This is a genomic window from Larkinella humicola, from assembly GCF_008727875.1.
GTDB classification, from domain to species: Bacteria; Bacteroidota; Bacteroidia; order Cytophagales; family Spirosomataceae; genus Larkinella; species Larkinella humicola.
The window spans coordinates 24267-46354 of record NZ_VTWS01000007.1 but is presented as its reverse complement, the minus strand read 5'-3'; the positions used below and the strand labels follow the sequence as shown (position 1 = coordinate 46354).

9 protein-coding genes are annotated in these 22088 nt (G+C 52.4%); all 9 read left to right on the top strand.

Annotated elements, in window-relative coordinates:
- Positions 1–128 precede the first annotated feature (128 nt).
- The 9 genes from F0P93_RS24310 to F0P93_RS24270 all read left to right on the top strand — a co-directional run bounded on the left by F0P93_RS24310 (position 129) and on the right by F0P93_RS24270 (position 22042).
- Entirely contained in the window at positions 129–3233 is a 3105-nt protein-coding gene (locus F0P93_RS24310) for a SusC/RagA family TonB-linked outer membrane protein (protein WP_150880340.1), read from the top strand.
- Positions 3234–3242: 9 nt separating this feature from the next.
- On the top strand, positions 3243–4829 hold the full coding sequence (locus tag F0P93_RS24305; protein WP_191908912.1) for a SusD/RagB family nutrient-binding outer membrane lipoprotein: 1587 nt from the start codon (positions 3243–3245) through the stop codon (positions 4827–4829).
- A gap of 109 nt (positions 4830–4938) precedes the next feature.
- Positions 4939–8292, top strand: a complete 3354-nt coding sequence (locus F0P93_RS24300) for a VCBS repeat-containing protein (protein ID WP_191908911.1) — start codon at positions 4939–4941, stop codon at positions 8290–8292.
- Between the two features lie 2 nt (positions 8293–8294).
- A complete protein-coding gene (locus F0P93_RS24295) occupies positions 8295–9614 on the top strand; it encodes a vanadium-dependent haloperoxidase (RefSeq protein ID WP_374756784.1) in 1320 nt (439 codons plus the stop codon).
- A 479-nt stretch (positions 9615–10093) separates the two neighbouring features.
- Positions 10094–13183, top strand: coding sequence for a SusC/RagA family TonB-linked outer membrane protein (locus F0P93_RS24290; protein ID WP_150880337.1), 3090 nt, complete (start codon positions 10094–10096; stop codon positions 13181–13183).
- Between the two features lie 28 nt (positions 13184–13211).
- Positions 13212–14795, top strand: a complete 1584-nt coding sequence (locus F0P93_RS24285; RefSeq protein ID WP_150880336.1) for a SusD/RagB family nutrient-binding outer membrane lipoprotein — start codon at positions 13212–13214, stop codon at positions 14793–14795.
- Positions 14796–14871: 76 nt separating this feature from the next.
- A complete protein-coding gene (locus F0P93_RS24280; RefSeq protein WP_150880335.1) occupies positions 14872–18201 on the top strand; it encodes a VCBS repeat-containing protein in 3330 nt (1109 codons plus the stop codon).
- Positions 18202–18203: 2 nt separating this feature from the next.
- Positions 18204–19520 carry a vanadium-dependent haloperoxidase gene (locus F0P93_RS24275; protein WP_150880334.1) on the top strand — a complete coding sequence of 439 codons (1317 nt, stop codon included), beginning with the start codon at positions 18204–18206 and terminating at the stop codon, positions 19518–19520.
- A gap of 239 nt (positions 19521–19759) precedes the next feature.
- The gene (locus F0P93_RS24270; protein ID WP_225309624.1) at positions 19760–22042 is read left to right on the top strand and encodes a family 20 glycosylhydrolase; all 2283 of its coding nucleotides are present in this window, start codon (positions 19760–19762) and stop codon (positions 22040–22042) included.
- Positions 22043–22088: the final 46 nt, after the last annotated feature.

The following is a 22088-nucleotide window of genomic DNA, read 5'->3' as shown; positions in this document are numbered from 1 at the left end:
TGGAAGTAGAGTCATTCTTTTTGGGCTGTAACAGGCTAAGAATCGGCAGATTAGCCTTCAGTTTTCCTACTTGAATTCAGTGCGCTTTTTACGTATATTCACCTAAAACAATCCTAATAATGAAGTTTATGAAACAAAAACTACTTAAAACCTGCTTAAAGGTTTTTGTCTTTGCCGGAGCCTGGCTACTCTTTGCGGCTTCACCTTCATTGGCTGTGGATAAAGCAGTTACCGGAAAGGTGTCGGATGAGAAAGGGAACGGGCTGGCTGGCGCAACCATCACCATCAAGGGAACGACCCGCGGCACCAACACCGATGGAAATGGAAGTTTTCGAATTGTCGTACCCGACGATAACGCCGTTCTGGTGGTTTCTTATATTGGCTACGCAAAACAAGAAATTGCAGTCGGAAACCGCTCGACCATCGAAGTTCAGTTGCAACCCGGCGACGCTTCACTGGAAGAAGTCGTCGTAACGGCTTTGGGGATCAAGCGGGACACGCGCTCGCTGGGGTATTCCGTAACGACCATCGATGCGTCATCGGTCAACCAGGCGCGCGAAACCAACGTCATCAACTCCCTGCAGGGGAGGGTGGCCGGTTTAAGCATTACGCCCGGAACCGGCGGTCCTGGTTCGTCGTCCCGGATCAACCTTCGGGGGGTGAGCAACTTCAGCGGTGGTAGCCCTTTGTTTGTCATCAATGGGGTTCCGATGGATAACTCCTCGCGCGGAAACGCCGGTGAGTGGGGCGGAAACAATAACGGCGACGGGATTGCCAACATTAACCCGGATGATATTGAAACCATGACGGTGTTAAAAGGAGCTACGGCTGCGGCTTTGTATGGTACGCGGGCGGCCAACGGGGTCATTCTGATTACGACCAAAGGTGGCAGCAAAAACTCCGGTCTTTCGGTGGAATACAACGGAAACATGCAGTTTGACAAGGTCATTAACTGGACCGACTATCAGTATGAATACGGTCAGGGAACGCAGGGTAAACGGCCAACCGACGTCAACAGCGCCCGAAATTCGGGGATTTACAGCTGGGGCGAAAAAATGGACGGTGCCATGTATACCCAGTTCGACGGCAAACAGTATCCGTATTCACCCGTCAAAGACAACATCGACCAGTTCTACCGGACAGCCGCTACGCTGACGAATACCGTGGCGATGTCGGGCGGAAATGAGCAAACCAGCTTCCGGTTATCCCTGTCGTCGATGGACGCCCAGACTACCGTTCGGAACAGCGGTATGAAACGGAAAACCATTAACCTCAATGTGAATCAGAAAGTTACCGATAAGTTCGATGTGACCATTATGGGGAACTACATCGACCAGCAGGATAAAAACCGGCCAGCTTTGAGCGATGCTCCCCAGAACCCGAACTACGGGATTATGCTCCTGGCGACAAGTTTCAACCAGGCCGCTTTGAAACCGGGTTTCGATCCTGTAACGGGTAATGAGTTGACATTCAGCGATGACACGTACAAAACCAACCCTTGGTTTGTCGTGAATCAGTATAAAAGTAGTCTGGATCGGAAACGCCTGATTTCGGCCATTACCGGTAAATACCAGTTTGCGGACTGGATTTACCTGCAGGGCCGGATTGGGTATGACCTGATCAATGACGGCGGCTTTAGTGTAACGCCCTACGGAACCGCTTACTCGCGGCTGGGTAGCGTCAATTACAGCAAGGAGCAGAAACACGAAATGAACATCGACGGTTTGTTGGGAATTAACCGCAAACTGCTTCCGGATTTGAACCTGAATATGGCGCTGGGGGCCAACCTCAGAAAAAACAGAGCCGAGAGTGTTGGGGTTTCGGGCGGTAGTCTGAGCATTCCGTACCTGTATACCCTGTCGAATACACTGACCAAAGGGCAATCCTACGGATTTAACGAACGGCAGGTCCAATCGGCGTATTATACGGCGGATTTTGACTACAAGAACTTCCTGACGCTGTCAACCACGGGTCGTTACGACATCTATTCAACCCTGCCGTCGGCCAACCGGGGTATTTTTGCGCCTTCGGTTTCCGCCAGTTTTGTGTTCTCGGAATTGTTCAAAGTGCCTTCCCTGGATTTTGGTAAACTGCGGGCGTCGTATGCCCAAACCAGCGGTGAAGCGTTTGATGCCTATCTGACGAGCCAGTATTACTCGCTGGGGAACACCATCAATGGCGTTCCACAAGGCGGATTTAGTTCTCAGTTGCCCAACCTCAACCTGAAACCGTTCCGGCTGAAAGAGTTTGAAATTGGTTTTGAAACCAAATTTTTGCAAAACCGTCTGGGAATCGACTTCGCCTATTTTAACCGGGAAACCAAGGATGAAATTGTGAGCGGTCCGTTGTCGCCCACCACCGGGTACTCGTCGCGGGTTCTGAACCTGGGTTCGACCAAAAATACCGGGCTTGAGTTGTTGATCACCGGTACGCCGATTGTGAACAAATCGTTCAAGTGGGATGTGTCATTCAACATCACCAACGTCAAAAATACGATTGTGGACATCGACGGCGATGGCGGAACGACCACCCTCGGACTGGGAACCTACCGGCCTCTGAACGGAAACATCGCCCACGTGAAAGGCTTGCCGGCCGCGCAAATTATGGCTTATGATTACAAATACAACGCCAGCGGGCAGGTCATCGTCGGTGCCAACGGGGTTCCGGAACGGGGAGCACTGACGCCTATGGGGTCAGCCATTCCGAAAGTATACGGCGGTTTGAACAACAGCTTCAACTACGGAAACTTTGGCCTTTCGTTCCTGTTCGACTATAAATTTGGCGCAAAAGTGCTGTCGGCGACCAACCACTATTCCATCGTGGACGGGCTGAACAAGATGACGCTGGTGGGTCGTGAAACCGGAGTCGTGGCATCGGGTGTGCTGGCTACCGGCGAAACCAACACCCGGAACGTACCGGCCTACACCTACTATCCGGCTCTGGTGACCAACATCTCGAGACTGAACGTGTTCAATGCCGATTTCATTAAACTGCGTCAGGTCGTCCTGAGCTATCACCTGCCGGAAAAATGGTTTACGGGTAGCAAACTGCCGTTTGAAGACATATCCCTGTCACTGGTTGGCCGTAACCTGGCTACGCTGCTGAAGCACACCGAAAACTTCGATCCGGAAGCTGGTTTCTCGTCCGACCTGCGCTACGCCGGGACGGAAGGTGCCCAGTTGCCTTCAACCAGAACGTTTGGTTTCACCTTAAATGCCCGGTTCAAAAAATAATTGAAAACCATGAAGAAAACTTCAATCTATATAGCAGCGCTGTTGTTGGTTTGTGCGACAAGCTGTACCGACAAATTTGACGAAATCAACACCGACCCGACCCGGTCGAGTGAGTCAACCTGGGACCCGAACTTCTTTTTACCCAACGCCCAGATGTCGTACATCAACCTGGGCTACGATGGGATTCTCTACCAAAGCACCTCGATGCAGGTTCTGGCGTCAACCTTTACGTATTACGGAAATGGTGACAAATATGTCAACACCCAGAACTCGACCAGCTATCAGGGCAGCCTGTTCAGCCGGGCTTACAGCATCGGTACGGTTTTGGCTGAAATGATCAGCCTGACGAAAGGCAAGGAGCAGTACACGAATCTGTATAACGTTGGCCGGATCATGCAGGCCATGAACATGCAGCGGGCCACCGACGTTTACGGCGATATTCCGTACAGCGAAGCTTTCAAAGTGAAAGAAGGTGTTGCGAACCCGAAATACGATACGCAACAGTCGATTTATACCGGTATTCTGACCGAACTGGAGCAGGCAACGGCCGCCCTGGATGCCACCAAGCTGAAGCCAACCGGCGACTTGTATTACGCCGGTGACATCGTCAAATGGAAAAAACTGGGCTATTCGCTGATGTTGCGGGCGGCCATGCGTCTGACCAAGATCGATCCGGCCACGGCGAAAACCTGGGCCGAAAAAGCGGCTGCGGGCGGGGTGTTCACGTCCAACGACGACAACGCGAAAATCGTATCGGATGCCAATAATGCGACGTCCGGGATTTTCAACGTGTACCAGGTTGCGGATGATTTCCGGGAACTGCGGTGGTCTAAAACCTTCATCGACGCCCTGAAAGCGACCAATGACCCGCGTTTGAGTGCCATTGCCGAAGTGCCACAGCCGGGCCTGGCCAACAATGCGCTTCAAACGCTGGTGGGGGTTAACGATCCTGCTGTTCAGGTTGGCTTGCCAAATGGTTACGACCTGAGCGGTGGTGCCCGGGACATCCGGACGGCAGCGGGCTATCCGGGAGCGACAGGAACCGGCAACGACGTGGCGCCCCTGGGAAAATATTCCCGACCACGCATTTCGGTGTACCTGAAACGGAACGGCACACTGGAAACGATTACCTACGCGCAAACCGAACTGCTGCTGGCGGAAGCCAAAGTGCGGGGTTGGAACGTGCCGGGAACGGCCGCCGAACATTACGCTAACGGTGTAACGGCTGCCATGACGTCACTGTCGCAACTGGATGCCACGGCCGCCATCACGCCCGCAGCCGCAGCCGCTTACGTAGCCGCCAATCCGCTGAATGCGACGTCGACGGAAGCGTCACTGAATGCCATCAACACGCAGTATTGGCTGGCAACGGGAAGCTACATGGACTTTGTTGAAAACTGGATCAACTGGCGACGGTCGGGCTATCCGGTGCTGACGCCGGTCAACTATCCGGGGAATGTCACGAATGCCACCATTCCAAGACGCATGATTTACCTGTCAACGGAAATTATCAATAACAAAACCAGTTACACCGAAGCGGTTAGCCGCCTGACGGGTGGTGATTTGCTCACTGGCCGGGTTTGGTGGGATAAGTAATACGACGAAATAGGGAAGGTGCCATCCGGCAGCCTTCCCTATTTTTATTTGTTTCAGAAATTACCTTAACTTCAACTTCTCCTGTTGAAGTTTTTCGTTTTAAGCTACCATGATTGTCCTCGGTTCGGAATACAAAAGGTACGCATCCGGTTTAAAAACAGCGTGGGTGCCTAAAGTAGGGCTTCTCTTGCTGTTGAGTCTCCCGGTAACCTTTTTGCAAGCCCAAACGACTCTGTTTCAACTCCTTTCCCCGAAACAAACCGCCATCGATTTCAGCAACGACATTGACGAAAACGAAAGCCTGAACGTCTTATCCTACGAGTATTTTTACAACGGGGGCGGTGTCGCCGTCGGCGATCTGAACGGCGATGGCCTGGAGGACCTGTTTTTTACCGCCAATCTGAAACCCAGCAAACTCTACCTGAATCTGGGTGGACTGAAATTTAAAGACGTCACCAAAACCGCTGCGCCGGGCTTGGGCGGTCGGTCGGGCGGCTGGAAAACCGGCGTTAGCATGGCCGACGTAAACGGCGATGGCCTGCTGGATATCTATGTCTGTTATTCCGGCAAAGGAGAAGACGACAAACGCCGGAACCAATTGTTTATCAACCAGGGCGTTTCGTCCGATGGGTCAGTGCGGTTTGCCGAACAGGCCAGGCAATATGGTCTCGATGATCCGGGCTACAGCACCCAGTCGGCTTTTTTCGATTTTGATAACGACGGCGATCTGGACATGATGCTGTTGAATCACAATGTGAAGAAATACGACAACATGGAACTGGCCAAACTGCGGAACGAAGTGGATGAACTGGCCGGGAATAAACTCTATGAAAACCGGGATAACCATTTTGTCGATGTCACCAAAAAAGCCGGTATTCACCAGTATCCGCTCACGTTTGGGTTGGGTATGGCCATTGCCGATGTGAACCAGGATGGCTGGCCCGATATTTACGTCACCAACGATTACAACGAATCGGATTACCTCTACATCAACCAGAAAAACGGGACGTTCAAAGACGAAACCCAGCACTATTTCCGGCATCTGGCGCAGTTTTCGATGGGCATTGACATTGCCGATTACAACAACGACGGTCTGCCGGATATTATGTCACTGGACATGTTACCCGAAGACAATCGGCGGCAAAAACTGCTGCAACTCCAGGAAAACTACGAGTCTTTTGAACTCATGGTTCAGCAAAAACTCTACAAGCAATACATGCGCAACATGTTGCAGTTGAACAACGGCGACGGAACCTTCAGCGAAATTGCACAGGCCGCCGGTGTTTCGAATACGGATTGGAGCTGGGCGCCTTTGCTGGCTGATTTTGACAACGACGGTTACAAAGATCTGTTTATCACCAACGGGTATTTGCGGGATTATACCAACAAGGATTTTCTGAAATACTGGGGTGATTATAAAGTGCAGAAAGCGATCAAACGCGAATCGATTCAGCTCATGGATTTGATCCGGGCCATGCCATCGACCAAATTGCCCAATTATATTTTTAAGAATAACCGGGATCTGACTTTTGCGAATAAACAGACGGATTGGGGATTTCAAACCGCTTCGATTTCGAACGGGGCGGTGTATGCCGATCTGGATAACGACGGCGATTTGGAACTGGTCGTCAACAACATCAACGAACCCGCTTTTGTATACCAGAACCTGAGCCGGGAGCAATTAAAAACGTCTTACATTCAACTCAAACTGGTTTCGGCTGGCAAGAATAAACAGGCGGTGGGAGCCAAGGTTACGGTCTATACCCAAGGCGGGTTGCAGTATCAGGAGCAACAACCGGTTCGGGGTTACCTGTCTTCGCAATCGACCCGGCTGCATTTTGGCCTCGATCAGGCCACGATGGTCGATTCCATCAAAGTGATCTGGCCCGACCAAACTGAACAAAGGCTGAGGCAAGTAGCTGCTAATCAGCTTCTCACGATTACGCAGTCTACCAGTCCTTTAAAGTCCAAAGGAGGGGTGGTCCAGAAAAACAAACCCGGTATTTTTCAAAAAACCGAGAAGGTCATTTCCTTTCTTCACGAAGGCTACAACGAAAATGATTTCAAACGCCAGCCGCTGATGCTGTTTATGTATTCGCAGGTTGGGCCGGTTCTGGCAAAAGGCGATGTGAATAAAGACGGGTTGGAGGATCTTTTTATTGGCGGGGATAAAAATACCAACGGCAAAATCTGGTTGCAGCAAACGGACGGCACCTTCAAAAAAATTGACGAATTAACCATTGGAGACGAGAACGTTTCGGCGCTTTCGGCGGCTGTTTTTTTCGATGCCAATGGCGATGGCTACGATGATCTATACGTTGCCAAAGGCGGTTATTCCTTGTTTGAACCCAACACGCCATCGTTGCAGGATGTCCTGTATATCAATGATGGCAAAGGCAATTTAAAATTGATTACAACCGCTTTACCCGTGCTGACGGCCAGCAGTAAATCCTGTGTTCGGGTAGTGGATTTCGACAGTGATGGCGATCTGGATCTGTTTGTCGCCGGGCGGGTTATTCCGGGGCGGTATCCGGAACCACCCGCTTCCTATTTGCTGGAAAATAACGGAAAGGGACAGTTTAAAATCGTAAAAACGCCGTTCTCGACCGTCGGCATGGTTACTGATGCCCAATGGGAAGATCTGGATGGCGATGGCCGGAAAGACTTGATGCTGTGTGGGGAACTGATGCCAATTAAAGTGTTTGTCAATACCAAAGACGGTTTTGTGGATAAAACCGCTCACTACTTTCCAGAAGAAGAAAACGGTTTCTGGTTTTCGATCACGGTTGCTGATGTAAACGGTGACGGTAAAAAAGACCTTATCGCCGGAAATCTGGGCATCAATTCGCAGCTTAAATACTCGAGAAAAGAACCCGCCGAGCTGGTGTATGCCGACTTTGATAACAACGGTTCCATTGATCCGTTCTTCAGTTTTTTTGTGCAGGGAACATCCTATCCGTTTGTCAGCCGGGACGAATTGAATGATCAGATCTTCCCCATGCGTCGGAAATTTGGCTACTACAAAGACTATTCGACGGCAACCATTAACGACATTTTCTCGGCGGAGGATTTAGCGAAAGCTAAAAAAATAACGGTTACGGAATGCCGTTCCGTCTGTTTTCTGGCGAAAGATGGCGCATTTGAAAAACGGATTCTGCCGCTTCAGGCCCAATTTTCTCCAATAACGAAATCACTGGTTGAAGACTTCGATCACGACGGTTTTATGGATGTTTTGCTGCTGGGAAACAAATCCGATAATCGGCTGAAAATTGGCAGTCTGGATGCCAATTATGGTTGTTTATTAAAAGGAGACGGGAAAGGCGGTTTTTCGTATGTGAGTCAACCCGAAGCCGGTTTATCGGTGATTGGGGATGTCAAAGCGGTGGTCGAATTACAGGTAAAGGAGCAGAAGTATTTGGTAATCGGGGCCTTCAACGAACCGGTTCAGGTTTACAAAAAATGAAGGTGATGCGGTATTTATTTCTGCTTGGTTTCCTGGTTTGTCATTCGGTGCAGGGGCAAAAGGCCAGGCCGGATCTTGGGCGTCATTTGCAGCCCACGATTTTCGCGGTGACGATGGTGATGATTCATGATGTGGCCAATCCACCCGCTGCCAGCCGGTTTTATTCGTACAGTTTACTGGGGGCGTATGAAATCATGGCGCAGCACAATACCGCTTTAACAGCCCCTTCGGCCTTGGTTCGCAGCCATAAAAAGATCGTGATTGAACCGAAAGGTCCTTACAACTACCAGATTGCTGCCCTTTTTTGTGTGCTGGAAACCGGCCGGCTGATGCTTCCCTCGGGCTATATGCTGGAGGAGGAACAGAAAAAGCTGATGGAAACACTCCGGAAAGAAGGGTACGACCAGGCGGTTATCAACCCGTCGATTGCCGTTGCGCAGGAAGTGGCTAAACAAGTAACGGCGTATGCCGCAACCGATAATTACCTGAAACTAAGCACCCGCCTGCGCCACCGCCCCGCCAAAGGTGACCAATTCTGGTATCCAACCCCACCGGGTTACATCGAAGCGATCGAACCCCACTGGCGAACCATCCGCCCAATGTTCATCGATACCTGCACGCAGTTTACCCCCAAACCGGCGGTCGTTTTTAGCAAGGATTCCACCAGTGCATTCTACAAGCTGGCTTACGAAGTATACCGGGAAGGGAAAAATCTGGATGAAAAAAAACGGTTTATTGCCTCGTACTGGGACTGCAACCCCTTCGCCATCAACACCTCCGGCCACATGTCGATTGGCTTTAAAAAAATCAGTCCGGGAGGACACTGGATGAACATCACGAGCATTGCGACCCGGAAAGCCAAACTGGATTTCGACAAAACACTCCAGGCCCACTGGCTGGTTGCCGCCACGTTGATGGATGCTTTCATCAGTTGCTGGGACGAAAAATACCGCAGTAACCGCGTCCGACCCGAAACCGTCATCAACCGCTACATCGATGCGCGCTGGCAGCCACTGTTGCAGACGCCACCTTTTCCGGAATACACCAGCGGTCACAGCGTCATTTCGACCGCCGTGGCCGAAGTGTTGACGTATCTGATCGGAGAGAATTTTTCATTTACGGACGATACCGAAGTCCTGTTTGAACTGCCCACCCGGAACTTTACGTCGTTCCGGCAAGCCGCCGAAGAAGCGGCCATCTCCCGACTTTACGGCGGTATTCATTACCGCGATGCGATTGAGAACGGGCAAGCTCAGGGAAAAGCCATCGGCCTCTTCGTCGTGGCTAAATTTAAAAAAGCCGGTGTTAAGCCCCTGCTCTGATCGCCCTTTCTTTGCCTTTTTGGCAGTTTACATTCCTCAATTTTGCTTCAGATGCCCGTTTGTAGGTTGAGCAGATCGGCTTGTCTGAAAATATTCACGGTACTTTTTAGAGAACTTATTTGACTCTGAAAAACCGGGTTTATTCAGCGTAACGCAATAATAATATTGTAATCCAGAAAATATCCATTTAGTAAAACTTAACCTTTGGAAAGTAATAAAACTCATTTATTTATAATTCAGGCTCTATTTTTTAAAAAAATTAACAAATAGTATATTTGCTTGCTAATTCAGTAGAAAGCCAAATTTTATTGAAGCTTGCACGCCATTTATCCCCAATAAAGAAGGTAATTTATAGAAAAGATTGTTCTGAATACCCTATCACTAATCCCTTAATCTGCTTATTTCCATTTTCTTACTGTTCCGTTTCCCGGAATGCTATTGCGCTTATTTCTTAACATCAACCAACCTACAGAAAACCAATGAAGCTATGTAAAGAGCGGTTTACTCTCCTTTTTTTCGTTCTGCTCGTGAGTTGCAGCGTGTCGTGGGCGCAACTCCTGAACGTACAGGGAAAAGTGACGGATGCGAGCCAGAGCGCCATTCCAGGTGCCAACGTTTTGATTAAAGGAACGAACAAAGGAACGATCACGGATTCCGACGGCCGGTATTCCATCAGCGTCGGCAAAGGTAGTGTGCTGGTAATTCAGTCACTCGGGTTTGTGGCCCAGAACATTACCGTGGGCGACCAGACGACCATCGATGTCGCGCTGGTTGAAGATGACAAGACGCTGGAGGAGGTCGTCGTAACGGCGTTGGGGATCGCCAAAGACAAAAAAGCCCTGGGTTATTCGGTGACGGAAGTGAAAGGATCGGATTTTACGCAGGCCCGCGAAATCAACCTTGGCAACGCCTTGTCGGGGAAAGTCGCCGGGGTGAACGCAACCGCAACGGCAACGGGACCGGGCGGATCGAGCCGGGTCATTATCCGGGGGAACGGTTCGCTGAGTGGTAACAACCAGCCCCTGTACGTTGTCAACGGGGTGCCCATCGACAACACGAACGTCAACTCGGCCGGAATGTGGGGCGGAACGGACACGGGCGACGGTTTGAACAGCATTAACCCGGACGACATCGAAACCATTTCGGTGTTGAAAGGGGGAACGGCTGCGGCTCTCTACGGTTCACGCGCTTCGAACGGGGTCATTCTGATCACGACCAAAACCGGGAAAGGCCAGAAAGGAATCGGGGTCGAATACAACGGAACCTACACCAGCGATCGTCCCTTTACGTTGACCGACTGGCAGTATGACTACGGGCAGGGAATCCGGCAGGCCAAACCCCTGACCCAGCAGGAAGCCATCAACACGGGAGCGCAATCGTGGGGTGCCCGGATCGACGGTTCGCCGGTGATTCAGTTCGACGGCGTAACCCGGCCGTATTCAGCCCAGAAAGATAACGTCAAGAATTTCTACAACGCCGGTAGCACCTTCACCAACACCGTGGCGGTGGCCGGTGGAAACGAAGCCGCCAGCTTCCGTTTCTCTGCCTCGAACCTCGACTCGAAAAGCAGCATTCCAAACTCCGGGTTCAACCGGAAGTCGTTCAACCTCAGCGCCAATGCCAACCTGTCGAAAAAAGTGCTTTTCGAAGGCGTTGCTCAGTACAACATTGAAACCGGAACCAACCGGACCTTCCTGTCGGATACGCCCAAAAACCCGAACTACGGGGTGCAGATGATTGCCAATACGGTCGACATCCGTTCGCTGGATCCGGGTTACGATTCCCGTGGATATGAGGCTCTCTGGAACAGCAGCGTGTATGCACAGAACCCGTATTTCGTGGTGAACAAAGTGAAAAACGAAGACATTCGGAACCGCTTCCTGGGATCGTTTTCGATGCGCTACAACATCACCGACTTCCTCTACATCCGGGGCCGGGTGGGTACCGACAACAACATGATGAAATACCTGAGCATCGAACCGACCGGTTTGGCCTATTCGACGCTTGGGAGCATGAACCGTCGTCAGGTGCAGATTCAGGAAACCAACGCCGAAGTGCTGCTTGGGTTTAACAAAGAGTTCGGGGCTTTCTCGGTCAATGCCCTGGCGGGTGGAAACCGGATGCGTCGCTCGACGGAGGAAATGAGCTACAACGGCAGCCAGTTCAACGTGCCTTTCAACTACTTCCTCGACAACACGATCAACAAATCGTCGGGCTACGGCTACAGCGGTTTTGGTATCAACTCCCTGTTTGCTTCGGCGGATGTGGGTTACCAGAATGTGCTGTTCCTGACCCTGACCGGTCGCCAGGACTGGTTCTCGACGCTGGCGAAGGCCAACAATAGCCTGTTCTATCCGTCGGCCGGTTTGAGCTTCGTGTTCTCCGACGTGCTGCCCAACAAAGGCAACTGGCTGAATTACGGGAAAATCCGCGCTTCGCTGGCGCAGGTAGGGGGTGGTTATCCGAACCCATACGCCCTGAACCTGACCTACGCCCTGGAAGGTAACTCCTACGTGGGCAGCGTCCCGCTGATGCGCATCAACGGCGGAACCATTCCGAACGCCCTGTTGCAGCCCAACACCTCGACGACCACGGAAATTGGTCTGGAAACCAAGCTGTTCAACAACAAACTGGGACTTGACCTGACGTATTATAACCGGGTGACGAAAAATGATCCGGTGACGGCGTCAACTTCATCGGCTTCCGGCTACGGCAACGTGTTGCTGAACGTGGGTGAAGTCGTGAACAAAGGGATTGAAGTGTTGCTGACCGGTACGCCCGTTAAAGCGGCCAGCGGTCTGACGTGGAATGTGGCCTACAACATGGCGTATAACGATAACAAAGTCGTAAAAATCGCCGATGGTCTGAAACGCCTGGAACTTGACCAGTCGCGGACACAAAGTGCGTACGTCTATCACTTTGAGGGTGAGCCTTATGGGATGCTGGCGGGGTATAGAGCCCTGAAAGATGCCAATGGCAACACGGTTTATAACACGGCTACCGGCGTTCCGATGCGCAGCGAATTTACGATGCTGGGTCGTGGTGTGCCGCCGTTGACGATGGGGTTGACCAACACCTTCAGCTACCGGAACTTCTCGATGAGCTTCCTGATCGATGCGAAATTTGGGGCCAAACTGTACAGTGCGACCAACTATTTCGCCTACGCCAGAGGCCTGGCCAAAGAAACGCTGGTGGGCCGTGAAGGCGGTTTGACCGTAACCGGTGTTTCGCCGACCGGCGATGCGTTCACGAAAACGTTTGCGGGCAAAGACGTTCAGGACTACTACAGCGGTCTGACGACGATCACCGACCAGTTCATCTATAGCTCGGATTTCGCCAAACTGCGCCAGTTGACGTTTGGCTACACCCTGCCGAAGTCGTTCCTGGCAAAAACGCCCATTCAGTCGGTTAGCTTGTCGTTCGTCGCCCGGAACCTGCTGTTATTGTACAGCAAAGTGCCAAATGTCGATCCGGAATCGACCTACAACAGCGGAAATGCACAGGGACTCGAAATGTTCGGCGTACCACCGGCCCGCAGCTTTGGTCTGAACCTGATGGTTCGTTTCTAGGAACTACTGATCTTAACACTACAGCATCATGTTACAAACAATAAAAAGAAGACGACTGCCGATCCTGACGAGTCTCCTGAGCGCCAGTCTCCTGTTTTCCTCTTGCGACAACGGGTTTGAGGAACTCAACACCAACCCGAACGCCCTCACAACGCCGGTGATTCCCAACCTGTTTTCTTACAGTGTGGTGAAAACCGCCGGAACAGGTTACGAAAACCACCGGGGAAATCTGATTTATGCCGGTGCTATCATCCAGCATTTTGCCGCCCTGAACACCTACTGGTCGGGAGATAAGTACCTGTACAACGGTCCGTATTCCGATGCGTTTTTCGAGACGGCCTACGGTTCGCACATCAAGGAACTGGAACAGATCATTGCCCTGACGAAAGACGATCCGGCGCAGTCGAACCTCTACAACGTGGCCCGGATTTTCCGGGTGTTTGCCTACCACCGCGTAACGGATCTGTACGGCGACATTCCGTATTCCGAAGCCGCAAAAGGGTATCTGAACAATACGTACTCACCGAAATACGACAAGCAGGCCGACATTTATGCCGATATGCTCAATGAACTGGATCTGGCGGCTCCGGCCCTCGATGCCACCAAAACCGGCTACGGTGCGGGCGATATCATCTTCGCGGGGGATCTGACCAAATGGAAGAAGTTTGCCTATTCGTTGATGCTCCGGTTGGGCATGCGGCTCACGAAAGTGGACCCGGCCAAAGCGGAAACCTATGTGAAAAAAGCGATTGCCGGGGGCGTGATGCAGAGCAATGACGACATTGCCAAAGTGAACCATGCCGAGGGCGACGACAACAAACGGAACCTGGACAGCAACACGCTGAAAACGCAGGAATACGACGCGGCCAACCTGAAAGGCAATGCCAACAGCAAACTCAGCCAGACGTTTGTTAACTTCCTGAAAAACAACAACGACCCGCGTCTGCCGTTTATCGCAACCTTGTGGGAGGGAAATGCTGACCCGACCAAAGAAGCCACCGCATCGGCCCCGGCTGTACAGAAAGGCTTGCCAAACGGGTATGACGTGACGACGATCAAAACGCTTATTCCAACCTGGACCGACCAGTCGATGGCGACGTATTCGGAAGCCAACCTGAACAAAATCGCGAGCAACTCGGCCCCGACGGTTTTCCAGAGCTATGCCGAAGTGGAATACCTATTGGCAGAAGCAGCCCTTCGCGGCTGGGGTGACGGTCAGGCGGCTGCACACTACAACAAAGGCGTGACAGCGGCCATGAGCATGATGTCGTTGTACGGCGGAACCATTCCGGCGGCTTCCATCACGGCTTACCTGACGGCGCATCCGTATCTGGCAACCGGTACGACGGCACAACAAATGGAGCAAATCGGCACGCAATACTGGGCGGTTAACTTCCTGAATTCGTACGAAGCTTACGCCAACTGGCGTCGGACGGGCTACCCGGTTTTGACCCCGACCAACTACGCGGGCAACGAAACCGGTGGTACCATCATGCGCCGGTTGCGGTATCCATCGTCGGAAGCCAGCCGGAACGCGGCTCAGTACAACGCGGCCATTGCGGTGCAGGGCCCCGATCTGTTTACGACCCGGATCTGGTGGGATAAACAATAAGTAACTTGTATAATTTCGTAACTTACGGGTTAATAGGCTGTCGCTATGTGGGCTTGTTAACCCGTAAGTCTTTTTAATGATTACTACCGTACACTTTCTTCGCATCGGACGGCTTTCCGGCCTGATACGCTGCCTCGTCGGTCTGCTGACCGCCCAACCTGCTTTGGCCCAGTTTACCCTGCTCAATCCCCAGCAAACCGGTGTAAAATTTGTCAACAAACTGGTCGAGACCGAAAAAAACAATGTGCTGGCCTACGAGTATTTCTACAACGGCGGGGGCGTGGCGGTCGGTGATTTGAACAACGACGGTTTGCCGGATCTGTACTTCACCGGGAACATGGTGGCCGACCGGATGTACCTCAATCAGGGTAGTTTGAAGTTCAAAGATATTTCGTCTTCGGCGGGAATCGGCAAAGGGCTGGGCTGGAAAACCGGGGTGACGCTGGTTGATATCAACCGCGATGGCTGGCTGGATATTTACGTCTGCTACTCCGGTAGCGGCCGACCGGAACAACGGCGCAACCGGCTGTATATCAACAATAAAAACCTAGCGTTCACGGATCAGGCCGCCCAATACGGGCTGGATTTGCCAACCCACAGCACCCAGGCGGCTTTCTTTGATTACGACAAGGATGGCGATCTGGACTGTTTCCTGCTCAACCACAACATCAAGGATTTCAAGCGGTTCGATGCGGCTGCCGTGAAAGCCATGCGCGACGAGTTTGCGGGCGACCGCTTGCTGCGGAACGATAACGGGACGTTCGTGGATGTCAGCGAAGCCGCCGGGATCAAAGGCAATCCGATCGGTTTCGGACTGGGCGTTGCCATTGCGGACATCAACCTCGATGGCTGGCCCGATATTTACGTTTCCAACGACTACATCGAACAGGATTACCTCTATCTCAACGACGGAAAGGGCCACTTTTACGATTCGCTGGAAAAGTCGGTCGGGCATTTGAGCTACTTTTCAATGGGCAACGAGGTGACGGACATCAACAACGACGGCTGGCCGGATATTTTTACGCTCGATATGCTGCCCGAAGACAACAGGCGGCAAAAACTGCTCTATGGCCCGGAGAATTACGAAAGCTACCAGAACATGCTCCGCAACGGATTTGACCACCAGTTGATGCGGAATATGTTGCAGTTACACACCGGCGTTCAAAAAGAGAACGGTTTTCTGGTGCCCAAATTCAGCGAAATCGGGCAACTGGCGGGTATCTCCAATACCGACTGGAGCTGGTGTCCGCTATTTGCGGATTTTGACAACGACGGCTGGAAGGATCTGTACGTCACCAACGGCTACCTGCGGGATTACACCAACATGGACTTCATGAAGTTCTACGCCGACCAGCAGTTGAAGATTGCGCGGGGCGATTCGACGGCCATGATGGACATTCTCAGGCAAATGCCGTCGACCACAACCCAACATTACATTTTCCGGAATACCGGTCAGTTAACGTTCGAAAACAAGGTAAAAGCCTGGGGACTTGACCAGAAAGCGCTTTCGAACGGGGCGGTTTATGCCGATCTGGACAACGACGGTGATCTGGAAATCATCACCAACAACATCAACGTTCCGCCCTCGATTTACCGCAATGACAGCCGGGTTTCGGAGCAGCATTATGTGCAGGTTCAGCTCGGGAACAGTCCGGCGACGCTCGCTGCCGGGGCGAAAGTATGGGTGTATAGCCAGGGAATGACGCAGTATCAGGAGTTTAACACCTCGCGTGGTTTTCAGTCCGGTCTGTATACGCCCCTGCATTTTGGTTTGGGCAAAGCGACGACCGTCGATAGTCTGCGAATTGTCTGGCCGAACGACCACATGCAGGTGTTGCGGGGCGTAAAGGCCAACCAAAAGCTGGTTTTGAAACCGGAAGACGCAGCGGGAAAATACGACTGGACCAAAACCGTCTTGGAGAAACCGGTTTTTACGGAAGTTCTTAGAGATTCGCTCCCGTACCGGCATACGGAGGACGCTTATAATGATTTCAAGCGGCAGTTGTTGATTCCCAATATGTTATCATTTCAGGGGCCGCATCTGGCGAAGGCCGATGTCAACGGAGACGGTCTGGTCGATTTGTATGCCGCCGGTGCGAAAGGCCAGCCGGGAAGCTTGCTTTTGCAGCAAAAGAATGGAAGCTGGCAAGTAAGTCCGCAATCCGCTTTCGATGCGGATAAAATGCACGAAGACACGGACGCGCTGTTTTTCGATGCCGACGGCGATGGCGATCCGGACTTGTACGTAGCCAGTGGTGGTTTTGCCTATTTGCCCGACGATCTGCTGTTGCAGGACCGGTTGTACCTAAACGACGGAAAAGGGAATTTTGCGCGGCAAACCGGGGCACTTCCCGACGAAACCATCAGTGATGGCTGCGTCGTTTCCCTGGATTTTGACAAAGACGGTGACCTCGATTTGTTCGTAGGGGGCCGGGTCATTCCGGGCCGGTATCCCGAACCCACCAGCAGCCGCATCCTCATCAACGATGGCAAAGGCATTTTTACCGATCAAACCGCTCAGCTTGCGCCCTTTCTAACCAAAATCGGTCTGGTTACCGACGCCGTCGCGCTGGACCTTGACCAAGATGGCTGGCAAGACCTCGTCCTCGTCGGTGAATGGTTGCCCGTTACGATTCTAAAAAATGAATCCGGCAGGGTATTCACTAACTCACTCAATCGCTCAATCACTCAATCAAACGGCTGGTGGAACCGCATCGAAACCGCCGACCTTGACAACGATGGCGATCTGGATCTGGTGGTCGGCAATTTTGGCCGCAACAGCCAGATGAAACCGACCGAAACCGAGCCGGTGACGATGGTATACGGCGATTTTGACCAGAACGAAGCCATCGACCCGTTCCTGTGTTATTACAACCAGGGCCGTTCGTATCCGTTGGTGAGCCGCGATGAAGCTCTCAACCAGCTTTTTCCGCTTCGCCGAAAATTTCCGACCTATCAGTCCTTCGCCGACGCCACCCTGAAAGAGATCCTGACGCCGGAACAACTGACCCGGGCCGACACACTTCAGGCGACCACGTTCTGTTCTATCCTCCTGGAAAACAAGGGCGACGGCACCTTTGCCAAACACGACCTGCCCATTGAAGCCCAGTTTGCGCCCATTTTTGCCCTGGCACTGGTTGACTACGATGGCGACGGGTTGAAGGATTTGCTGGTCGGAGGAAACCAGTCGTATACCCGCATCAAGATTGGCAAGATGGATGCCAACTACGGTTCGCTGTTTAAAAACAACGGAACGTTCCGGTTTTCGTACGTGCCGCAGTCAAAAGCCGGTTTTCGGGTCGAGGGCGACGTGCGGGACATCGTCACTCTGGAACAGAATAACACCCTGACCATCTTGTTTAGCCGTAATAATGACAGCATCCGGGTTTACCAAAAGACCCGTTGAGTATGAAAAAAAGACTCCTATTTCTGTTGCTGCTGGCTTGCAGCCTTACCCTCCGGGCCGAACCGCCTGTGGTGGAAACGGAAGCTGCTGCCTACGCGAAAACCTTGAAAAAACTGACCGATGTCATGGTCAACGACGTCACCGGCCCCTGTGCATCGGCCCGGTATTACGCGTATGCCAACCTGGCTGCCTACGAACTGCTATACCAGCAAAAACGCCCGGCCAACTATGTCCCTTTTGGCGGTTTGCTGCGCAGTTATCCGGCATTTACCGGACAGCCGGACGCCCAAATCGACGCCCGGTTTGGTAGTTTATACGCCCTTCTGCGCATGGGTGAGGATTTGTTGCCGTCGGGCTATACGCTTGAAAAAGACCGGCTGGCGTTGGTGAAAGAGGCCAAAAACCGGTTCCGGCTGACGGACGCCCGTATTCAGGCCACGCGGGCCTACGCCGACACGCTGGTAAAAAAACTCGTCCGGTATGCGGCTCAGGATGGCTACATCAAAACGAGCGGTTATCTGCGTTTCACGCCCACGAACGAACCGGGTTACTGGCAACCGACGCCCCCGGCCTACTCGGAAGCGTATGAGCCCCATTGGCCCAGATTGCGCCCTTTTCTGCTCGATAGTGCGTCGCAGTTCCGGCCTTTGCCGATGGTGAAGTACGACGAAAAAACCGGATCGCCGTTTTTTCAACTGGCGAAAGAAGTATACGACACCACCCGCGCACTCACCGATCAGCAACGGCACATCGCCAATTTCTGGGACTGCAATCCTTTTTTCCTGAACCAGAAGGGCCACGTTAGTTTCGGGACCAAGAAAATCACACCGGGTGGACATTGGATGGGCATCACCAGCATCGTTTGCCTCCAGCGAAACCTGTCGCTGGCCGAAACCGTACGCTGGCACACGCTGGTGGGGTTGACGATGGCTGATGCGTTTATCTCATGCTGGGAAGAAAAATACCACAGCAACCGGATTCGTCCGGAAACCTTTATCAATCAGCACCTTGACCGGGATTGGCGACCGATGTTGCAAACGCCCCCGTTTCCGGAATACACCAGTGGCCACAGCGTGATGTCGGCAGCCATCGCCACGGTTTTGACGACGCTGGCCGGTGGGCCGGTTACCTATACCGACACGGTAGAACTGGAGTTTGGGATTCCGGCCCGATCGTTCCGGTCGTTTGAACAGGCCGCCAGCGAAGCCGCCGTTTCCCGTTTGTACGGCGGGATTCACTTCCGGGATTCCATTGAAAACGGCGTGGCGCAGGGCAAGCAGATCGGACGGTTTTTTATTCAAAAAATGAAAATTAAATAGGCGTCCGCTGATCGCGATTTGCAATCGCGATCCATTCTGTCCCGGATTTGTAATCCGTTTTTTTAACGACCCTAACGAGCAGGGCTAATTTCGGATTACAAATCCGAAACAGAGTGGATCGCGATTGCAAATCGCGATCAGCACAGACGGCCGACCCCGTTGCAATCCGAAATTCAGTACCACTTTTAAGACACCATGAACAGCGTGTAAGTATGTATAGGAAAAGTAGAATAGTGGTTTTGTTAGTAATACTCAGTGTCTGGAATCGGTCAACGCTTCACGCGCAGGCCGTCGCCGAAAGGTACGCCATCATCCCGTATCCGACGTCGCTGACCCCCAAACCGGGCCAGGTTATTCTGACGCCGGAAACCGGCATCGTCATCCCAAAATCAGCCGCCCTTTTTCGGCGGGAAGCGGACTTTTTGCGCACCATGCTGGAAACCGGCTTTGGAAAACCGCTGGCGAAGGCCGTCAAACAGACGGCGACACAAATCATTTTTCAGTATGACGCCGGATTGACGGCACCGGAAGGCTATCGCCTGGCTATCACGCCCAAAACCGTAGCGTTGACGGCAAAGGAACCGGCGGGGATGTTCCGGGCCATTCAAACGCTGCGGCAGTTGATGCCGGTTACCTTGGAAAGCCGGTCGAATTTCCCGATCCAATCACTGGCGGTTCCGGCGGTGCAGATTGAAGATCAACCGGCGTATGCCTGGCGGGGAATGCACCTGGACGTCTCGCGGCATTTCTTTTCGCTGGCGTATCTTCGAAAGTTCATCGACCTGTTGGCACTGTACAAATTCAATACATTTCACCTGCACTTGACCGATGACCAGGGCTGGCGGATCGAAATCAAAAAATACCCGAAACTGACGGAAATAGGGGCCTGGCGGACGTTCAACAACCAGGATTCGGTGGTGCTGGAGCGGGCGAAAACCAATCCGGATTTTGCCTTGCCGTCGAAGCACCTGATTCAGAAAGACGGAAAAACGCTGTACGGCGGTTTTTACACCCAGGCTGAGATGAAGCAACTCATTGCCTACGCGGCTGCCCGACACATCGACATTGTTCCCGAAATCGACATGCCGGGCCACTTGGCGGCTGCCATCAAAGCGTATCCGTTTCTAAGTTGCACCGGAAAAGAGGGGTGGGGCAAGGATTTCTCCGTGCCGATTTGCCCCTGCAATGAAACCACCTACGAATTTACGCAAGCGGTGCTGGATGAGATCATGGCCTTATTTCCAGGTCCGTATGTTCATTTGGGAGCCGATGAGGTCGAAAAAACAACCTGGACGCAGTCGGATGCGTGTAAGGTGCTGATGCAGCGGGAAGGGCTGAAGGATGTCAACCAATTGCAGAGTTATTTTGTCCACCGCATGGAAAAATATGTTCAGTCGAAAGGTAAAAAATTGCTGGTTTGGGACGATGCGCTGGAAGGGGGAATCAATGCTTCGGCGACGATCATGTACTGGCGGAGTTGGGTGAAAGATGCGCCAGTGAAGGCGGTCAAAAACGGCAATCCAGTCGTGATGACACCCGTCAATACGCTGTATTTCGATGTCTTGCCCAACAAGAATTCCCTTGACAACGTCTATCATTTCAACCCGATACCGGCTGGCCTGACCGTATCCGAAGCCACGGCGATTCAGGGGGCGCAGGCGAATATCTGGACGGAATACATTCCCTCCGAAAACCGGGTCGACTACATGGCCATGCCCCGGATGACGGCCCTGGCCGAAGCGATCTGGACGAAAGAAAACCGGTATGAGGACTATTTGCAGCGGCTGAAAAGCCATTATGCCCGGCTGGATGCGTTGAATGTTCACTATCGTCTTCCCGATTTGTCCGGGTTTACGGAAGAAAATGTATATGTCGACAAGGCCCTCTTTTCGGTTCAGAAACCGGCCAATCACCTGGTTATTCGCTACCGAACCGACGGTTTGCAACCCGATTCGACCTCAACGGTTTTACCCGGATCCCTGCCCATTACGCAGCCGACCACATTGACGTTTGCGGCTTTTACACCCGGCGGGTTGAAAGGCGATACCTATACCGCCCGGTTCCGTCAACAGGCGTTGGCGGCACCCGTTACGACCCGAACGACGCAACCGGGCTTGCAAGTCCATTACTACGCCGGTTCGTTCAAAAATTCCAAAGGAATGGCATCGGCGACGGTTACCGATAGTCTGACAACCCGCGCGATTCAAGTGCCGGCTCAGGCCACGGCTCCCAGTTTTGGACTCCGGTTCCGGGGGTATCTGGCCATTCCGGAAACCGATGTTTACAGCTTTTTTCTGACCTGTGACGACGGTGGCGTCCTGCGCATCGCCAACCGCGAGGTGGTTGACAACGACGGACAACACGGCCCGATTGAGAAAAGCGGGCAGGTCGCGTTGAAGGCGGGTCTGCACCCGGTCGAACTAGACTTTATCGAAGGCGGTGGCGGATATACCCTCAAACTGAAATACAGCAAAGGCAACGAAGAACCCCGGGAGGTGCCTTCGAACTGGCTACTACATTGATTAAGAAAAGCAAAGTCTCCATTCGTTTCATTTAACTCCATGTTTA